The 16,675-nt window shown below is 65.3% G+C and carries 18 protein-coding genes; 9 read left to right on the forward strand and 9 right to left on the reverse strand.

Annotated features, from left to right (window positions below):
- Window positions 1-48 precede the first annotated feature (48 nt).
- On the reverse strand, window positions 49-936 hold the full coding sequence (gene gluQRS, locus E2I15_RS27945) for a tRNA glutamyl-Q(34) synthetase GluQRS (RefSeq protein ID WP_137479071.1): 888 nt from the start codon (window positions 934-936) through the stop codon (window positions 49-51).
- 132 nt (window positions 937-1,068) lie between these two features.
- Between gluQRS and E2I15_RS27950 the strand changes: the two genes are divergently transcribed.
- Both E2I15_RS27950 and E2I15_RS27955 read left to right on the forward strand, forming a co-directional pair.
- On the forward strand, window positions 1,069-1,722 hold the full coding sequence (locus E2I15_RS27950; RefSeq protein WP_028333626.1) for a DNA-3-methyladenine glycosylase family protein: 654 nt from the start codon (window positions 1,069-1,071) through the stop codon (window positions 1,720-1,722).
- Window positions 1,723-1,888: 166 nt separating this feature from the next.
- Window positions 1,889-3,451 carry a glycoside hydrolase family 17 protein gene (locus E2I15_RS27955; RefSeq protein ID WP_137478875.1) on the forward strand — a complete coding sequence of 521 codons (1,563 nt, stop codon included), beginning with the start codon at window positions 1,889-1,891 and terminating at the stop codon, window positions 3,449-3,451.
- 9 nt (window positions 3,452-3,460) lie between these two features.
- On the opposite strand, the gene E2I15_RS27960 is transcribed toward E2I15_RS27955, so the two are convergent.
- Window positions 3,461-4,348 (reverse strand): LysR family transcriptional regulator, encoded by an 888-nt coding sequence (locus tag E2I15_RS27960; RefSeq protein ID WP_137478874.1) that lies wholly within the window; start codon window positions 4,346-4,348, stop codon window positions 3,461-3,463.
- Between the two features lie 186 nt (window positions 4,349-4,534).
- On the opposite strand from E2I15_RS27960, the gene E2I15_RS27965 reads away from it, so the two are divergent.
- The 6 genes from E2I15_RS27965 to E2I15_RS27990 all read left to right on the forward strand — a co-directional run bounded on the left by E2I15_RS27965 (window position 4,535) and on the right by E2I15_RS27990 (window position 12,452).
- Complete coding sequence (locus E2I15_RS27965) at window positions 4,535-5,506, forward strand: NAD(P)H-dependent flavin oxidoreductase (RefSeq protein WP_137478873.1); 972 nt, start codon at window positions 4,535-4,537, stop codon at window positions 5,504-5,506.
- 29 nt (window positions 5,507-5,535) lie between these two features.
- Window positions 5,536-6,726 (forward strand): ABC transporter substrate-binding protein, encoded by a 1,191-nt coding sequence (locus E2I15_RS27970; protein ID WP_137478872.1) that lies wholly within the window; start codon window positions 5,536-5,538, stop codon window positions 6,724-6,726.
- Between the two features lie 15 nt (window positions 6,727-6,741).
- Window positions 6,742-8,259 (forward strand): acyl-CoA synthetase, encoded by a 1,518-nt coding sequence (locus E2I15_RS27975; protein WP_137478871.1) that lies wholly within the window; start codon window positions 6,742-6,744, stop codon window positions 8,257-8,259.
- A 105-nt stretch (window positions 8,260-8,364) separates the two neighbouring features.
- Entirely contained in the window at window positions 8,365-9,450 is a 1,086-nt protein-coding gene (locus E2I15_RS27980; protein WP_137478870.1) for a DUF2855 family protein, read from the forward strand.
- Window positions 9,451-9,561: 111 nt separating this feature from the next.
- Window positions 9,562-11,349 (forward strand): flavin-containing monooxygenase, encoded by a 1,788-nt coding sequence (locus E2I15_RS27985; protein ID WP_170991510.1) that lies wholly within the window; start codon window positions 9,562-9,564, stop codon window positions 11,347-11,349.
- Between the two features lie 125 nt (window positions 11,350-11,474).
- Window positions 11,475-12,452 (forward strand): peptidyl-alpha-hydroxyglycine alpha-amidating lyase family protein, encoded by a 978-nt coding sequence (locus tag E2I15_RS27990; RefSeq protein WP_137478868.1) that lies wholly within the window; start codon window positions 11,475-11,477, stop codon window positions 12,450-12,452.
- Between the two features lie 147 nt (window positions 12,453-12,599).
- Here E2I15_RS27990 and E2I15_RS27995 read toward each other — a convergent pair whose 3' ends face one another.
- Window positions 12,600-14,360, reverse strand: a complete 1,761-nt coding sequence (locus E2I15_RS27995; protein ID WP_137478867.1) for a chloride channel protein — start codon at window positions 14,358-14,360, stop codon at window positions 12,600-12,602.
- A 191-nt stretch (window positions 14,361-14,551) separates the two neighbouring features.
- Between E2I15_RS27995 and E2I15_RS28000 the strand changes: the two genes are divergently transcribed.
- Window positions 14,552-15,109 (forward strand): HNH endonuclease, encoded by a 558-nt coding sequence (locus E2I15_RS28000; RefSeq protein ID WP_016845270.1) that lies wholly within the window; start codon window positions 14,552-14,554, stop codon window positions 15,107-15,109.
- Window positions 15,110-15,168: 59 nt separating this feature from the next.
- Here E2I15_RS28000 and E2I15_RS28005 read toward each other — a convergent pair whose 3' ends face one another.
- The 6 genes from E2I15_RS28005 to E2I15_RS28025 all read right to left on the reverse strand — a co-directional run bounded on the left by E2I15_RS28005 (window position 15,169) and on the right by E2I15_RS28025 (window position 16,663).
- A complete protein-coding gene (locus E2I15_RS28005) occupies window positions 15,169-15,381 on the reverse strand; it encodes a hypothetical protein (RefSeq protein WP_137478866.1) in 213 nt (70 codons plus the stop codon).
- Between the two features lie 29 nt (window positions 15,382-15,410).
- Complete coding sequence (locus E2I15_RS28010) at window positions 15,411-15,566, reverse strand: hypothetical protein (protein WP_155262591.1); 156 nt, start codon at window positions 15,564-15,566, stop codon at window positions 15,411-15,413.
- Window positions 15,567-15,651: 85 nt separating this feature from the next.
- Window positions 15,652-15,879, reverse strand: a complete 228-nt coding sequence (locus tag E2I15_RS28015) for a DUF6894 family protein (protein WP_137478865.1) — start codon at window positions 15,877-15,879, stop codon at window positions 15,652-15,654.
- A 16-nt stretch (window positions 15,880-15,895) separates the two neighbouring features.
- Complete coding sequence (locus E2I15_RS38885) at window positions 15,896-16,072, reverse strand: hypothetical protein (protein ID WP_170991509.1); 177 nt, start codon at window positions 16,070-16,072, stop codon at window positions 15,896-15,898.
- A 58-nt stretch (window positions 16,073-16,130) separates the two neighbouring features.
- Window positions 16,131-16,301, reverse strand: coding sequence for a hypothetical protein (locus E2I15_RS28020; RefSeq protein ID WP_092080478.1), 171 nt, complete (start codon window positions 16,299-16,301; stop codon window positions 16,131-16,133).
- A 17-nt stretch (window positions 16,302-16,318) separates the two neighbouring features.
- Complete coding sequence (locus tag E2I15_RS28025; RefSeq protein WP_137478864.1) at window positions 16,319-16,663, reverse strand: cupin domain-containing protein; 345 nt, start codon at window positions 16,661-16,663, stop codon at window positions 16,319-16,321.
- Window positions 16,664-16,675 lie beyond the last annotated feature (12 nt).

The raw sequence follows: 16,675 nt of genomic DNA on the forward strand, positions 1-16,675 counted from the left end.
CGGCGCGCCCGCGCAAAGCGCGATGATGGTAACCGTGTTCCTTTGCGATCAAACTTGGCCAAAATCCTCGGGCAAACCGACCAGGCGGCGGATATCGGCCGGGCTCGCCCCCTCCGCTCGCAATTCGCGCAGTCCAGTCGCCTGGGTCGATTTCGACAGCTTTTGGCCGGCCGCGTCTCGGATCAGCCGATGGTGCCGGTAGTTTGGCACGGGCAGACCGAGCAGTTCCTGCAACAGCCGATGCACGCTGGTCGACCAGAACAGGTCAACGCCCCTGACCACATCGGTAACGCCCTGCAGGGCGTCATCGATCACGACCGAGAGATGGTAGCTTGTTGGGGTCTCCTTGCGCGCCAGGATCACGTCGCCCCAGGCCTCAGGCCGGGCCACGACGGCTCCGCTCTCGCCAGCCGGTCCCTCACCCGCGTCCTGCCAGCGCAGTTCGCCGGCGCGCGCGGGGGCTGACGTCATGTCGAGCCGCAACGCGAACGGCACGCCCTGCCCGATCAGCCGGTCGCGCGCCTCGGCCGACAGCGATTTGGCCAGCCCTGGATAAAGCGGCGCGCCGTCCGGATCACGGGGCCACGCGCCCTGGGCCTCGCGTTCCGCGACCAGCCGCGCGATCTCGGTCCGGCTTTCGAAGCTCGGGTAGACCAGCCGCCGGGCTGACAGGCGGTCGATCGCCGCGCCATAGGCGGCAAAATACTCGGACTGCCGCCGCACCGGGGTCTCCCAGGCGATGCCGAGCCAGGCCAGATCCTCATAAATCGCCTGCTCGAATTCCGGCCGGCAGCGCGTCGCGTCGATGTCCTCGATCCGCAGCAGCAAGCGTCCGCCGGACTGCCGCGCGAGATCGTGGTTGAGCAGCGCCGAATAGGCGTGGCCGAGATGCAGGTAGCCGTTCGGACTCGGCGCGAAGCGGAAAACGGGTGGCATGGTCATGGTCAAGCGTCATTGCCGGGCTTGCCCCGGCGGCTCTGATTCATGCGCCTGGACAAGACTCTGTTACGATAGGAGATCGATGCGCGGGTCAAGCCCGCGCCTGACAAGCCGATGCAGACCCCGCAAATGCTGATTCATCTCGAAACCCAGGCCGACCTCGACGACGCGATCCACAAACTGGTCGACCAGGACCGCCGCCTGCGCCCGATCCTGGAACTGACCGGCATGCCGGCGATCCGGCAGCGCGAGCCTGGATTTGCCGGGCTTGCCGCGATCATCTGCGGCCAGCAGCTCTCGACCGCGAGTGCAGCGGCGATCTGGGGGCGCGTCAGCACGGCGTTCGACCCGTTCCACCATGACGCGATCCGCAAGGCGCGGGCCGACCGGCTCGGCCGGCTCGGGCTGTCGGCGGCCAAGATCAAGACGCTGAAGCACATCGCGCGCGAGCTCGCCGAGGAGCGGCTGAACCTCGACGTCCTCGCCAATGAGGAGGCCGATGCGGCGCACAACACGCTGACGGCGCTGCCCGGGATCGGCCCGTGGACCGCCGATGTCTATCTGCTGTTCTGCCTCGGCCATGGCGATGCCTGGCCCGCGGGCGACCTCGCCGTGCAGGAAGCGGTCAAGGTCGGGCTTGGCTTGAAGGAGCGGCCGACGCCGAAACAGATGGCGCCGCTTGCGGAGCCGTGGCGTCCGCTGCGCGGCGCCGCAGCGCATCTGTGGTGGGCGTATTATCGCGTGCTCAGAAATCGCGAGGGCGTGATCGCTGGCGCAAAGTAGTCGTCGATAAAAACACACCAACCGCGTGATCGCGTGATATAGAATCACCGGACAGATACTCTTTCAATTTGCCGGCCTCGCCCATTTAGCACGCGCAGCACGTCCTTATTGCAAGGAGACGGATCTGATTTCTCTCCGTATCCCGCTGACGCTTCTCTCGGTATCCTTGAGCGCGATCGCCGCGGTGTGGTGGTGGCTCGGCATCCCGGTCAACCTGCCGCGCGCGCCGATCGATCCGAACGACAAGGTACAATGCATCTCATACGCCCCCTTCCGTAACGATCAGACATCACTTTCGCCGGCGACGCAGGTCTCGCCGGAACAGATCGCGGAGGACCTCGCCCAGCTTGCGAAGATTTCCGACTGCATCCGCACCTATGCGACGGATCTTGGTCTCGACCAGATTCCCGCACTCGCGGCCAAGGCGGGGCTGAAGGTCATCCAGGGCATCTTCCTCGATCGGGACCGCAAGAAGAATGCAACGCAGGTCGCCACCGCGATCCACCTCGCCAAGGAATATCCGGACACGATCATTGCACTCGTGGTCGGCAACGAGGTGTTGCTGCGCAAGGAAATGTCGGCTTCCGACCTCGCCGCCACCATCCGCTCGATCAAGGCGCAGGTCAGCGTCCCCGTCACCTATGCCGACGTCTGGGAATTCTGGCTGAGCAATCGCGAGCTTTCCGACGCGGTCGACTTCGTCACGGTTCATATCCTGCCGTATTGGGAGAATGTTCCGATCCGGGCGGAAGATGCTGCCGCTCATGCCGACGAGATGCGCCGGCAGATCGCGGCGGCTTTTCCGGGCAAGGAAATCTTTATCGGAGAGATCGGTTGGCCGAGCGAGGGGCGCATGCGCGAGTCCGCGCTGCCGTCCCGCATCAATCAGGCGCGAGTGGTTTCGGAGGTCCTCGACCTTGCCCGGCGCGAGCATTTCCGCGTCAACCTGTTCGAGGCCTATGATGAAGGATGGAAGCGGGAGATCGAAGGCACGGTCGGCGGCTCCTGGGGGCTGTTCGATTCCGAGCAGCGCGTGCCGAAATATCCGCCGGGCCAGCCGGTCAGCAATTTTCCGCTCTGGAAGCTGCAAATGGTCAGCGGCATGGCGCTGGCGATCCTGGTCTTCGGCGCGGCATGGCTGACCTTGCGCCGCAAGCCGAGAAAGCCCGTATTCGCGTCATGGCTTGCGATCGCGCTATCGGCGACCACGGCTGGCATCCTGTTTGGCGTCGCCGAGCAAAGATTGGTCTATGAAAGCTACGGAACGGGAGGCTGGCTTGTGTGGGGCTCGCTGCTGATGGCGGCCACGGCTTCGCCGGTGTTGAGCGCCAACGCCCTGATGTCGGGCCGCGCACCGCCCAGCTTTCTCGAAGTGTTGGGTCCGAAGGGCCACCACACCGAATCGGTGCTGGTGACCCTGCACGGACTGGCCTTGATGATCACCGTCGTGATCGGCACGGCGACCGCAATCGGACTCGTGTTCGACCCGCGCTTCATTGACTTTCCCTTTGCGCCTCTCACCATGGCGGCGGTGCCCTTTGCCGCCGTGACGCTGCTCAATCCTCCCAGCAAGGGAATCCGCCCACTGGCGGAGTCGATCTTTGCCGGCATTTTCATTGCAACGGCGATCTACACAGGGTTCAACGAAGGGGCGGAGAACTGGCAGTCGCTGTGGACCTGCGCGGCCTTTGTCTTGCTCGCAGTGACACTGTTGCGGGCGCGGGCGTGACAACGCGCTCTAGCCGCGCAGCCTGACTCGGTCCTCGCGCGCGCAGTCGGTGACGAAGCCGATGACGGCGCGCACCGCGGGAAGCTCGACCAGATCGGGATGGGCGAGCAGCCAGAGATCGGAGAGGCTCGAGAGCTTTTGCGGCGCGACCCGCACCAGATCGGGGTAGTCGGCCCCGACCAGGCAAGACAGCGCGCAGATCCCGAGCCCGGCCCGCGCCGCCGCGAGCATGTCGCCCTGTGAGGAACAGCGCATCACCAGCGTGCCCTGCCGGGTGATGACGTCGCTCCAGCGCGCCAGATGCGCGTTCGAGGCCTGGTCGGCAAAGCCGATCACATGGTGGCCCCGCCACTCGTCCCGCCGCTCCGGCAACTTGCGCCCTGCCGCATAGTCGCGGGAGGCGTAGAAGCCGGTGCCGAGCCGCCCGATCTTGCGCCCGATCAGGTTCTCCTCCCCCGCATCGACCGGCCGCAGCACCACGTCGGCCTCGCGGCGACGTACGCTGGCCGGGAACGGATGGGTGATGATCTCGATCTGGATGTTGGCGTGATCGCGCAGGAACGGGCCGAGGCGCGGCATCAGCCAGTGCGCGGCCAGCGTCGCGCCGATCGACAGCTTCACGACGCCGCGCGCCTGCGCTCCGGTGGCCGACGCGGCCGCCTCCGCGCGGAGGGCCGCCGCGGCCATTGCTTCGGCGTGCTCGCGGAATTTGCGGCCATGCGACGTCAGCGACAGGCCGTCATTGGAACGCGCGAACAGGCGGGTCCCGAGTTGCTGCTCGAGCGCCGCGACGTTGCGACCGACGGTGGGGTGGCTGATGCGCAGCCGCCGTGCCGCCCCGGCAAGGCTGCGTGTCTCCGCCACCGCCACGAATGTCTTGCAAAGCTCCCAGTCCATGCCGCTCCCCTTCCTGCGACATCGTTCATTTCTGGTCGATTCGATGTTCAATATTGAACGCCATGACCGAGCCGTCCAGCCTTATATTGCCTATTGCCGCGCCAAGAGCGCCACCGCTCCAGCCATCACAATAAATCGCGATCCGCCCGGGCCGCCGGCCGGGCGACGCGCATGGAGGATCCGAAAATGACGCTGCCCGCTTCGCTCGCCAACAAGCTTGAACTGCCGGTCGTCGGCTCCCCGCTGTTCATCGTCTCGGGGCCGGAGCTCGTGATCGCGCAGTGCAAGGCCGGCATCGTCGGCTCGTTCCCGGCGCTCAACGCCCGCCCGGTCGAGAAGCTCGACGAATGGCTGACCCGGATCGAGAACGAGCTCGGCGAGTACCAGGCGCTGCATCCGGAGAAGAAGGTCGCGCCCTACGCCGTCAACCAGATCTGCCACGCGTCCAACGACCGCCTGATGCGCGACATGGAGACCTGCGTGAAGCACAAGGTGCCCGTGATCATCACCTCGCTGCGCCCGCCGTCCGAGATCGTCGAGGCCGCGCACTCCTATGGCGGCGTGGTGTTCCACGACGTCATCAACGTGAAGCACGCACGCAAGGCCGCCGAGCAGGGCGTCGACGGCCTGATCCTGGTCTGCGCCGGCGCCGGCGGACACGCCGGCACGCTGTCGCCGTTCGCGCTGGTGCGCGAGGTCAAGCAATGGTTCAACGGCACGATCCTGCTGTCGGGCGCGATCTCCGACGGCTGGAGCATCGCATCCGCGCTCGCGCTCGGCGCCGACCTCGCCTATATCGGCACCCGCTTCATCGCGACCGAGGAAGCCAACGCCGATATCAGGTACAAGCAGGCGCTGACCGAATACGCCGCGCACGACATCGTCTATTCGAACCTGTTCACCGGCGTCCACGGCAACTACCTCGGACCGTCGATCGCGGCAGCAGGGCTCGATCCGGGCAATCTGCCGGTCGCCGACAAGACCAAGATGAACTTCGGTTCCGGCGGCAACATGAAGGCCAAGGCCTGGCGCGACATCTGGGGCTCGGGCCAGGGCATCGGCCAGATCTCCGATGCCCCGCCGGTCGCCGAACTGGTGGCGCGGCTCAAGTCCGAGTTCGTCGCGGCGCGCAGCGATTTCCTGCGCGCCAGCGCCTGACGCTATTGCGCAAAGTCCGGGAGTGAACCATGAAACGAGCGCAACACGCGCTGGCGGCCGCGCTTGCGGTCTGCGCGATCACCAACACGGCCGCCGCCGACAACGGCAACGAGGCGATCCGGATCGGCCAGACGCTGCCCTATAGCGGACCGGTCTCCGGCTTCGGCACCATCGGCCGCGCACAGGAAGCGTTTTTCGCGAAGGTCAACGCAGAGGGCGGCATCAACGGCCGGCAAGTGAAGTTCATCACGCTGGACGATGCCTATTCGCCGCCGAAGACCGTCGAGCAGACTCGCAAGCTGGTGGAGCAGGAGGAGGTGCTGATGATGTTCGGCTCGCTCGGAACCGCCACCAACAACGCCGTGCACCGCTATCTCAACAGCAAGAAGATCCCGCAATTGTTCGTGCTGAGTGGCGCGACCAAATGGGCCGACCCGAAGACCTATCCGTGGACCATGCCGGGCATGGCCTCCTACGAATCCGAGGGCGTGGTCTATGCCAAATATGTGCTGCAGGCCAAGCCTGACGCAAAGATCGCGATCCTTGCGCAGAACGACGATTTCGGCCGCGACTATGTCGCCGGCTTCAAGCGCGCGCTCGGCAGCAAGGCCGCGAGCATGATCGTCGCGGAAGCGAGCTACGAGACTTCGGCGCCGACCATCAGCTCGCAGCTCGCGACCCTGAAGGCGTCCGGTGCCGATGTGCTGTTCGGAGTCGTACTCGGCAAGTTCACGCCCCAGATGATCAAGGGCGTCGCCGAGATCGGCTGGAAGCCGGACCTGTTCTTCGTGCCGACCTCCGCGTCGTCGATCTCGTTCCTGGAGCCCGCCGGGCTCGAGAACGCGGTCGGCCTGATCTCGTCCAGCAACCAGAAGGACACGATGGACGCGCAATGGGCCGACGATCCCGCCGTGAAGGACTATCTTGCCTTCATGAAGCAGTACCTGCCCAATGCGGACCTCAGCAACTCGAACTACTCGGCGGGCTATCATTATGCGACGCTGCTGATGGCCGTGCTGAAGGCATGCAAGAACGATTTCAGCCGCGAGAACATCATGCGCCAGGCGGCGTCATTGCGCGACGTTCCGCTGCCGCTATTGTTGCCGGGCATGACGGTGTCGACCGGGCCGGACGACTATCTGCCGTTCCAGCAGTTGCGGCTGCGCCGGTTCAACGGCAAGAGCTGGATCAGCTTCGGCGAGATCCTGGACGACCGCTAGGAAACGAGGCGCGACATGATCATCAGCGGCGACAGACAGATCAGCTACGGCGACATTCACGCCCGCATCGCGCGGGCGGCCAGCGGCTTCCGGGCACTCGGCGTGCAGGGCGGCAAGCCGGTCGGCATGATGCTGCGCAATGACTTTGCGCTGTTCGAGGTGGTCGCGGCTTCGGCCGCGCTCGGCAGCCCGGTAGTGCCGATCAACTGGCATCTGAAGGCCGACGAGGTCGCCTACATCCTATCCGACAGCGGCGCCGACACGCTGGTCTGCCACGCCGATCTCTTGCCACAGATCCGCGACGGTCTGCCGCCGGCAATCAAGCTGCTGGTGGTGACGACGCCGCCGGAGATCGCCGCGGCCTATGGCGTGGCGCCTACGGCCACGCGCGTGCCTGACGGCATGACCGACTGGGACGTCTGGCGGGAGACGCACCAACCGCTGACCGACGCACCGATCGGCGCCGCGCCGATGTTCTACACCTCGGGCACCACTGGACTGCCGAAGGGCGTGCGGCGCAAGCCGATGCCATCGGAGCAGCAGGCGGCGGCCGCGCGCGTCGGCGCCATCACCTACGGCGTCAAGCCGAACGAGAACCAGGTGATCCTGATGAACGGCCCGATGTACCATTCGGCGCCGCACTCCTACGGGATGCTCGCGTTCCGCAACGGCTGCGTGATCGTGCTCGAGCCGCGCTTCGATCCGGAGGATCTGCTGCAACTGATCGAGCGCCACCGTGTCACCCACATGCATATGGTGCCGACCATGTTCGTGCGGCTGCTGCGCCTGCCCGAGGAGACGCGGCGCCGCTACGACCTGTCGTCGCTGCGCTTCATCGTCCACGGCGCGGCGCCCTGCCCCGTCGACGTCAAGCGCGCGATGATCGAGTGGTGGGGACCGGTCATCAACGAATATCTCGGCTCGACCGAGACCGGCATCCCGGTCTGGCATTCGTCAGCCGAGGCGCTGGCGAAGCCCGGCACCGTCGGCCGCGCCATCGAAGGCGGCATCGTCAAGATCTTCCGGCCCGACGGGACGCAATGCGACGTCGGCGAGCCCGGCGAGATCTTCATGCGTCAGACGTTGATCTCGGACTTCGACTATCACGGCAATGCCAAGGCACGCGCCGAGGCCGATCACGACGGCCTGATCAGCGTCGGCGATGTCGGCTATCTCGACCCGGACGGCTATCTGTTCCTGTGTGACCGCAAGCGCGACATGGTGATCTCGGGCGGCGTCAACATCTATCCGGCCGAGATCGAGAATGCGCTGATCGGCATGGCAGGCGTGCGCGACTGCGCGGTGTTCGGCGTCCCCGACGACGAATACGGCGAACGGCTGTTCGCCTGCGTCGAGCCGGAAGCAGGCAGCACGCTTTCGGTTGCGGCGATCCAGGATTTCCTGCGCGACAAGCTCGCCAATTTCAAGGTGCCGAAGGATATCCGCTTCATGGACGCGCTGCCGCGCGAGGCCACCGGCAAGATCTTCAAGCGCAAGCTGCGCGACCTCTATCGCGAAGGACAGCTCGGCTGAACGATCTGACGGCGAAGCGAACGACGTTTGAAACTTAGTTGCTGTTGCAAACGACCGGCGAACGACGCAACGATGCGCCTGCATCCTGAGCCCGGATCATCCGCCATGAACTCGACCGACTTCATCGTCATCCGCAACGATCTGCAGCAATGCAAGGTGATCGAGACGCAGTTGCCCGACGCCGCCGCGCTGCCGGCCGATGCGCTGCTGGTGAAGGTGACCCGCTTCGCCTTCACCGCCAACAATATCACCTACGCCGTGATCGGCGAGCAGCTGAAATACTGGCATCTGTTCCCGGCGCCCGAGGGCTACGGCATCATCCCGGTGTGGGGCTTTGGCGACGTGCTGGCATCGAAACATCCCATGATCGCAGAAGGCGAAACGCTGTTCGGCTATTTCCCGATGGCGACCCATCTGGTGATCGAGGCGGCCGACGTCAGCAAGCGCGGCCTGCGCGACGGTGCCGCGCACCGGCAGGAGGTCTCGCCGGTCTATAACGCCTATGCCCGGGTCTCCGGCGATCCGACCTATGCCGGCCAGCAGGGCGATTTCCGCGCGCTGCTGCTGCCGCTGTTCATGCTGTCGTTCCTGGTCGACGACTTCCTGGCAGAGAATGAATTCTACGGCGCACGCCGCGTCATCCTGTCGTCGGCCTCGAGCAAGACCGCGTTCGGGCTCGCCCATCTCGTGCACAAACGGGGCATCCCGGTGATCGGGCTGACCTCCAGGGGCAATGTCGATTTCGTCAGCTCGCTCGGCTGCTATGACGAGGTCGTCACCTACGATCAGGTCACCGCGATCCCGCCGGCCGAGCCGACAGCCTATGTCGACATGGCCGGCAACAGCGCGCTGCGCGAGGCCCTGCACCGGCACTTCGACGCGCAGATGGTCTATTCCGGCCGGGTCGGGCTGACGCATCGTGCGAGCGAGCCGGAGGAGCCGACGCTGCCCGGCGCCAAGCCGGTGTGGTTCTTCGCCCCGGACCAGATCCGCAAGCGCGCCAAGGAATGGGGTCCCGGCGGCATCGACCAGCGCTTTGGCGCCGCCTGGGCGGAACTGGTGCCGCATCTGCCGAATTGGCTTGATGTGGTCGAGCGGCGCGGCCCGGCCGCGGTGCGCGAGGCCTATCTCGATACCCTGCAAGGCCGCGTTCCGCCGGATCAAGGCCTGATCCTGTCGCTGGCCGAATAGGCGATATCCCGTCGCGCCCTTTCTGCATGCCTTCGAATGGGTATAGGCTTTGCGGAAAGGGAACGCCGCCAAGAAAATATCAGCAAGGCGGCCGATGGCGAGAAACGCTCGATGCTCGACAAGACGGACGATATTTCGGTCGCCGCCGACAATTGGCTTGTGCAGTTCGAAGATGCGTTGGCCAGTCCCGACGATGTGTTGCTGAAGCCGTTGTTCCATCCCGACAGCTACTGGCGCGACGTGCTGGCGCTGAGCTGGAACATCCAGACCGTCAATCGGGCCTTCGCAATCATCGAGGAGCTGCCGGCGCATGCGCGTCACAGCGCGCCGCATGACTTCCGCATCGATGCCGAGCGCGCGGCGCCCCGACGGGTGACGCGCGCCGGTACCCCTGCGATCGAGGCGATCTTCAAATTCGAGACGGCGGTTGGCCGCGGCCACGGCATCGTGCGACTGATTTCCGATGCCGCCGACGACGATCGCCTGAAGGCCTGGACCTTGCTGACGACGCTCGAGGAGCTGAAGGGTTTTGAGGAGCAGCAGGGCCACACCAGGCCGCGCGGACAGGCCTATTCGCGCGACTTCCGCGGCCCCAACTGGCTCGACCTGCGCAAGGCATCCGCCGAATATGCCGACCGCGACCCCGATGTGCTGGTGGTCGGCGGCGGACAGGCGGGACTTGCGATCGCCGCGCGGCTGCAACAGCTCAAGATCGACGCGCTGATCGTCGACCGCGAGGCGCGCGTCGGTGACAACTGGCGCAAGCGCTATCACGCGCTGACCCTGCACAACCAGGTGCAGGTCAATCACCTGCCCTACATGCCATTCCCGCCGAACTGGCCGACCTACATCCCGAAGGACAAGCTCGCCAACTGGTTCGAATCCTATGTCGACGCCATGGAGCTGAACTTCTGGACCGGCACGGAATTTGTCGGCGGCAGCTATGACGACGCGGAAGGGCGTTGGAGTGTCGAGCTGCGCCGCGCCGACGGCACGACACGGACAATGCAGCCGCGCCATGTCGTGATGGCGACCGGCGTCAGCGGCATTCCCAATTTGCCCGACATCCCTGGCCTGAAGAACTTTTCCGGCAAGGTCATGCATTCCAGCCGCTACGAGGACGGCGAGAGCTGGACCGGCAAGCGCGCGCTCGTGATCGGTACCGGCAACAGCGGCCACGACATCGCGCAGGACCTGCACTCCTCGGGCGCCGAGGTCACGCTGGTGCAGCGCTCCTCGACGCTGATCACCAATATCGAGCCGTCGGCGCAGCTTGCCTATGCCGCCTACAATGAAGGTACGCTGGAGGACAATGATCTGATCGCGACCTCGATGCCGCTCGTGCTCGCCAAGCGCAGCCATGTGCTGATGACCGAGCAGTCGAAGCAACTCGACAAGCCGCTGCTCGACGGCCTCGCGCGCAAGGGCTTCAAGCTCGATTTCGGCGATGGCGGCACCGGCTGGCAGTTCAAGTACCTGACCCGCGGCGGCGGCTATTACTTCAACGTCGGCTGCTCCGATCTCGTCGCGAGCGGTGCGGTCGCCCTGCAGCAATTCGCCGATATCGAGACCTTCGTAAGCGAGGGCGCGCGGCTGAAAAACGGCGAGATCGTTGCCGCCGACCTGATCGTGCTCGCGACCGGCTACCGGCCGCAGGAGGAGCTGGTCAAGAAACTGTTCGGCGAGGCGATGGCCGCGCGCGTCGGTCCGATCTGGGGCTTTGGCGACGGCCAGGAGCTGCGCAACATGTACACCCGCACGCCGCAGCCCGGCCTGTGGTTCATCGCCGGCAGTCTCGCGCAATGCCGTATCAACTCGCGCTATCTCGCATTGCAGATCAAGGCGATCGAGGAAGGCCTGTTGCTGCGCGACGTCGGGCCACGGGCGGGCTTTTCATAGAAACCTGCCGTCGTTCCGGGATGTGCGAAGCGCACCCCAATGCGCAATTGCGCATTGGGGAACCTCGAGACTCCGGGTTCGATGCTGCGCATCGCCCCGGAATGACGATTTTGGGGAGACATCTTATGCCAATCACCCTCGGCACCGGCGAACACCGCTATCGCGTGGTGGAGAACTTCGCAAAGCTCCCCGACGGCTGGAGCCTGACGGATGTCGCCTCCGTCGCGGTCGACAGCAAGGACCGCGTCTATGTCTTCAACCGCGGCGACCATCCGATGGTGGTGCTCGACCGCGAGGGGAATTTCATCAAGAGCTGGGGCGAAGGCGTGTTTTCGCGCGCCCACGGCCTGCACATCGATGCCGACGACAATCTCTATTGCACCGATGACGGCGACCACACCGTGCGCAAATGCTCGACCGACGGCAGGGTGCTGCTGACGATCGGCATCCCGAACAAGCCGGCGCCGTTCATGAGCGGCGAGCCGTTCCATCGCTGCACCCACACCGCGCTGTCGCCGACGGGCGATATCTATGTCTCCGATGGCTACGGCAATGCCTGCGTCCACAAATACACTCCGGATGGCAGGCTGATCAAAACCTGGGGCGAGCCCGGCACCGATCCCGGCCAGTTCAACATCGTGCACAACATCGCGACCGATGCCGATGGCTGGGTCTACGTCGCCGACCGCGAGAATCACCGCGTCCAGGTGTTCGACGGCAACGGCAGATACGAGACGCAGTGGAACGACCTGCACCGGCCCTGCGCGCTGTGCTGCTGCGGCGGCGGCAAGCAGCCGAACTTCGTGATCGGCGAGCTCGGCCCCGGCATGGCCGTCAATCGCAAGGTGCCCAATCTCGGCCCGCGGCTGTCGATCGTGGATCACACCGGAAAGCGCATCGCGCGCCTCGGCGGCGAGCAAGGCCCCGGCGCCGAGACCGGAAAATTCCTTGCGCCGCACGGTATCGCGCTGGATTCACGCGGCGACATCTATGTCGGCGAGGTCGGCGTCACCGACTGGAAGACCAGCTTTCCGGACACCGAAGTGCCGGCCGCAGTGCGCATGGCGCGGTGCCTGCAAAAGCTGGAACGGATTCGGACATAGCGTCGAATACCCTAACTCCGTGACCCTGAGGAGCGCGCATCGCGCGCGTCTCGAAGGGTCGACCGCCACCAGCGGGGCCGTGCATCCTTCGAGACGCGCGTTCCGCGCTCCTCAAGATGACGGGTCAAAAAGTACTGCCGCTGAAAATCAAATCTCGCCGATCACCTCGCGGCGGCGCTGCTCGGATTCTTCCGCATAGCGCCGCATGGCGTGCGCTTCGGTGAGCAGGCCGATCGGCCGCCGGTCGCCGTCGCCCCCGACCACGGCGAGCGATTCCGCTTCGGCCGCGTCGAACACCGCGATCGCCTCCTGCACGTTCATGCCGGGATGCAGCACCACGTCGGCGTAGCGCAGAATGCCGGCAAGCCCCTTGTCGGCCTCGAGATCCGGCGCGTGCGCTTCGGCGACCAGCGCAAGCCCCGCGTAATGCCCCTCGCCGTCGACCGCGACGACCTGGGTCTTCGAGCCCGGCGGGAATTCCTCGCGGAACGCCTCGATCTGCATCGCGGCGTTCACCGTCGTCATGTCCTGCCGCATCATCTTGCCGACCGTGAGATCGCGGATCCAGCCGATATCGGCGGCGCTGCGGATGGTCTCGCCGCGCAGATGCAGCCGCCAGGTCGCGAACGAATAGCCGAACAGCTCGCGCGTGATCGTGGTCGAGATGATGACCGCGACCAGCACCGCGGTGGTGAGCCAGAGGTTGCCGGTGGATTCCAGCGCGATGAACGACATCGTGAGCGGGCCGCCGATCACGGAGGCCGACAGCGCGCTCATGCCGATCACCGCATAGGCGTTGGGGTCGAGGTTCAGCCCCGGCCACACGATGTCGACGCCGGCGGCGAACAGCCGGCCGCCGAGCGCACCCATGAACAGCGTGGCGAAGAACAATCCGCCACGGAAGCCCGAGCCGAGCGAGACGATCGAGGCCACCGCCTTCAGCGCGAACACGGCGGCGATGAAGGCAAGCGGCATCGCCACGATGCCGGCGAAGCGCAGCGCGCCGTGGCCCGACGACATCACCTGCGGCGTGAGTAGCGCCATCGCGCCGACCGCAAGCCCGCCGAGCGCCGGCCGCAGCGGCGGCCACAGCCGGCTCTTGGTCAGTAGCGCCTCGCACAGCGTGACCCCGCGCATGATCGCGATCCCGGTCAGCGCCGCGACCATGCCGAGCAGCGCGGCGATCGCAAGATCCCGTCCGAGCACATCGCCGACGGTTCCGACGCCGACGCCGAGCGGCAGCGGCTCAAAGGCATGGGCGACGAAGTAGCCGGTCACTGCCGCCACGCCGACCGGGGTCAGGCTGGCCGGCGTATAGCCGCCGATCACAAGTTCGAAAGCGTAGAACGCGCCCGCAAGCGGCGCGCTGAACGCACCGGCGATCGCCGCCGCCGCGCCGCAGCCGACCATGATTCGCTGGTCGTTGCGGCGGAGGTGAAAGCCGCGGCCGAGCGAGGCGGCGAGGCCGCTGGAGAGCTGGGTATAGCCGGCCTCGAGCCCGACCGAGCCGCCGACGCCGCTCGACCAGATCGTCTGCAGCGCCACGATCACGCTGCCGCGGAACGACATCCGCCCGCCATAAAGCGCGTTGGCCTCGATCGGGTCGATTTCGCGGGCCGGCCGGACCCGGAGCAACAGAAGGAACGCAAATCCCAGCAGCAGGCCGCCGATCGTGGGAACCACGAGCGCGCGCACGGGATCGATGCTGGGCTGGCTCGACAACCGGTCGCCGAGCGGCAGATTGAACAGCACCGAATGCAGCACCGTGACGAGGCCGCTCATGACCGCCACCACGAGGCCGCCAATGGCGCCGATCAGCACCGCAAGCACCGCAAGGCTCGTCTCGTGCGCCCGCACGAACGCGCGCAACCGGCGCGGCGCCTCGAGATAGCTTGAAGTCGTGGTCATCGGCAGGGTCCGTCACTGGCCGACAGGGCCTTGCGGCTCCCTTTACGGGCCTCGCGGGCGGGAGGCAATCGGGGCAGGAACATGGCAGGGCGCGGCGGATAAGCCGCTCATTGCTCTTCACAATCCCGTCACGCTGCCTGTAGTATGTGAGTGCATGCTGCTTCGCAGCTAATGGGAGTCAGGAGCGTTATTTGAACGCACATGTCTCGCAAGGCGGTTGGCCGGTGCTGGTCTTGAATGCGGACTTCCGGCCGCTGAGTTATTACCCGCTGTCGCTCTGGTCCTGGCAGGACGCGATCAAGGCGGTGTTCCTCGATCGTGTCAACATCGTCGAATATTACGACCGGGCGGTACGAAGTCCCTCGTTCGAAATCCAGCTGCCGAGCGTCGTATCCCTCAAGTCCTTCGTCAAGCCGACCACCCACCCCGCCTTCACCCGGTTCAACGTTTTCCTGCGCGACCGATTCAGCTGCCAGTATTGCCTGTCGGGCGACGACCTCACCTTCGATCACATCATTCCGCGCAGCAAGGGTGGCCAGACCACCTGGGAGAACGTCGTCGCCGCCTGTTCGCCGTGCAATTTGCGCAAGGGCAATCTGACGCCGCAGCAGGCCAAGATGTTTCCGAAGCAAACGCCCTACGCCCCGACCGTGCATCAGTTGCATCGCAACGGCCGGCTGTTTCCGCCGAACTATCTGCACGAGAGCTGGCTCGATTATCTCTACTGGGATACTGAGCTGGATCCATAGAGCGCGCTGACGCGCGCCGTCCTCGCACCGAATGCAAGCTGTACTGCTGTTGGCTTAGATCAGGCGGGTCGCTTGGTGAGGGCCGCCTCGCCCTCCTCGCGGCCGGGAACGCTGACGTGGACCTCGTGCCCCATCCTGATCGCCAGTGCCGCGGCGGCCGCCGCCGATTCGAATGCAGCTTCCTTGGTGGCGTATCCGCCGTTGAGATTGCCGTCGTGCAGGACGCCCCATTCCTCACCGGTCGCAATCACCGCATATTGAGCCAATCCCATCGTCTCCTCCTTGCGCCAGTGGCGCTGCGTCAGGTCTCATTCCGCTTGTATCTTTCGCGGACGACCTCCCCGCCGGCCTGCACCGCGCGCCTGCTGCGAAAATGGTGCTGAAGCACGCCGAAGATCAAAGCGGTCAGAAGCACGAGCGCTCCGATGCCGTAGATGATTTCAAGGCCCATATCCATTTGGTGTCTCCAAGCCTCGCTTCCGAAGCCTTGTTCTCGAAGCCGCCTTGCCGCTTCTCGAAGCCTTGCCGCCGGACGGCATCGTTCACCCGCTCTTCTCGGCGCTGTCGATGCTCTCGCGGTGAATTTCGCGTGCGTCGCTGCCGATCACCGAGATGGAGTAACCGCGGCCCAGATATTCTTGTCGGGTCTCCGCAAGGTCGATGGCGAGCCGCTTGGCGGCGGCAATGGCTTCATCGCGGTCGGCAACCGGCTGACCGGTTGCATCGATCACACGCTCATCATTCACGATCGCGAAGTGAAAGGCGGGCATTCGCTATCTCCGCGCATCACTGCGTGTTCGATTCATGCCACTTTTCCAGGTCGGGCTTCTCGTCTCCGGAGCCCTTCGTGTTTCCGGAGCGCTGCTCCTTCTCCGGGTTTCCCTTCCACGGCTTATCGGTTTGCGCGTGGGAACCCCAGTCGCTCGAGCGTCCGGAATCCTGCGTGACAGGCTTTCTGTTCATGACAATCTCCTCAGGAACAGAAGCATCTGTATCCCGATGCGTTCCTAACCGGCCGCGCTCAAGGTCCGCCCGCAACCGAGCCTGCGATCACCATAACCAGCGCATCGAGGTCGATCGTGCCGCTGACCGACAGTTCCCCGGCATCCAGCACGCGGAGCAGATCCGGCCGATTGGCGGCCTGGCGTTTCAATTCGCCGATGATCGCATCCCTGAGCTTTTCTTCGAGCATGTTCGACACCGTGCCCTCTATGATTTGGCCTCGTCGCGACCGTGCACTTGCGCCGGTGGCGCGGTGGCTTCGACGGCCGTGAACGGCTCGAGAATGCGATAACGGTGCTCGGCCCCGGCGGGCACGAGCCAGGAATCGCCCGGCTGCAGGCGGATGGTCTGCCCTTCCAGGGTCAATTCGGCGCGACCGCTGATGACATACCCAACCGTCTCGTAGTCGCGATGATCGGAAGCGCCCGGTTGCGGCTGTTCGTTGTCCCAGAGCCGCATGGCAACGCGCTTGCCCGACACCAGATAGGTCTGGCCCATCGTCCCCTTCGGGGACGTGCTGACCGATACTTTCTTGATCGTGCTATCGCTCATCGTGTTCTCCAA

The organism is Bradyrhizobium sp. BR2003, from assembly GCF_009720285.1.
Classification (GTDB): Bacteria; Pseudomonadota; Alphaproteobacteria; order Rhizobiales; family Xanthobacteraceae; genus Bradyrhizobium; species Bradyrhizobium elkanii.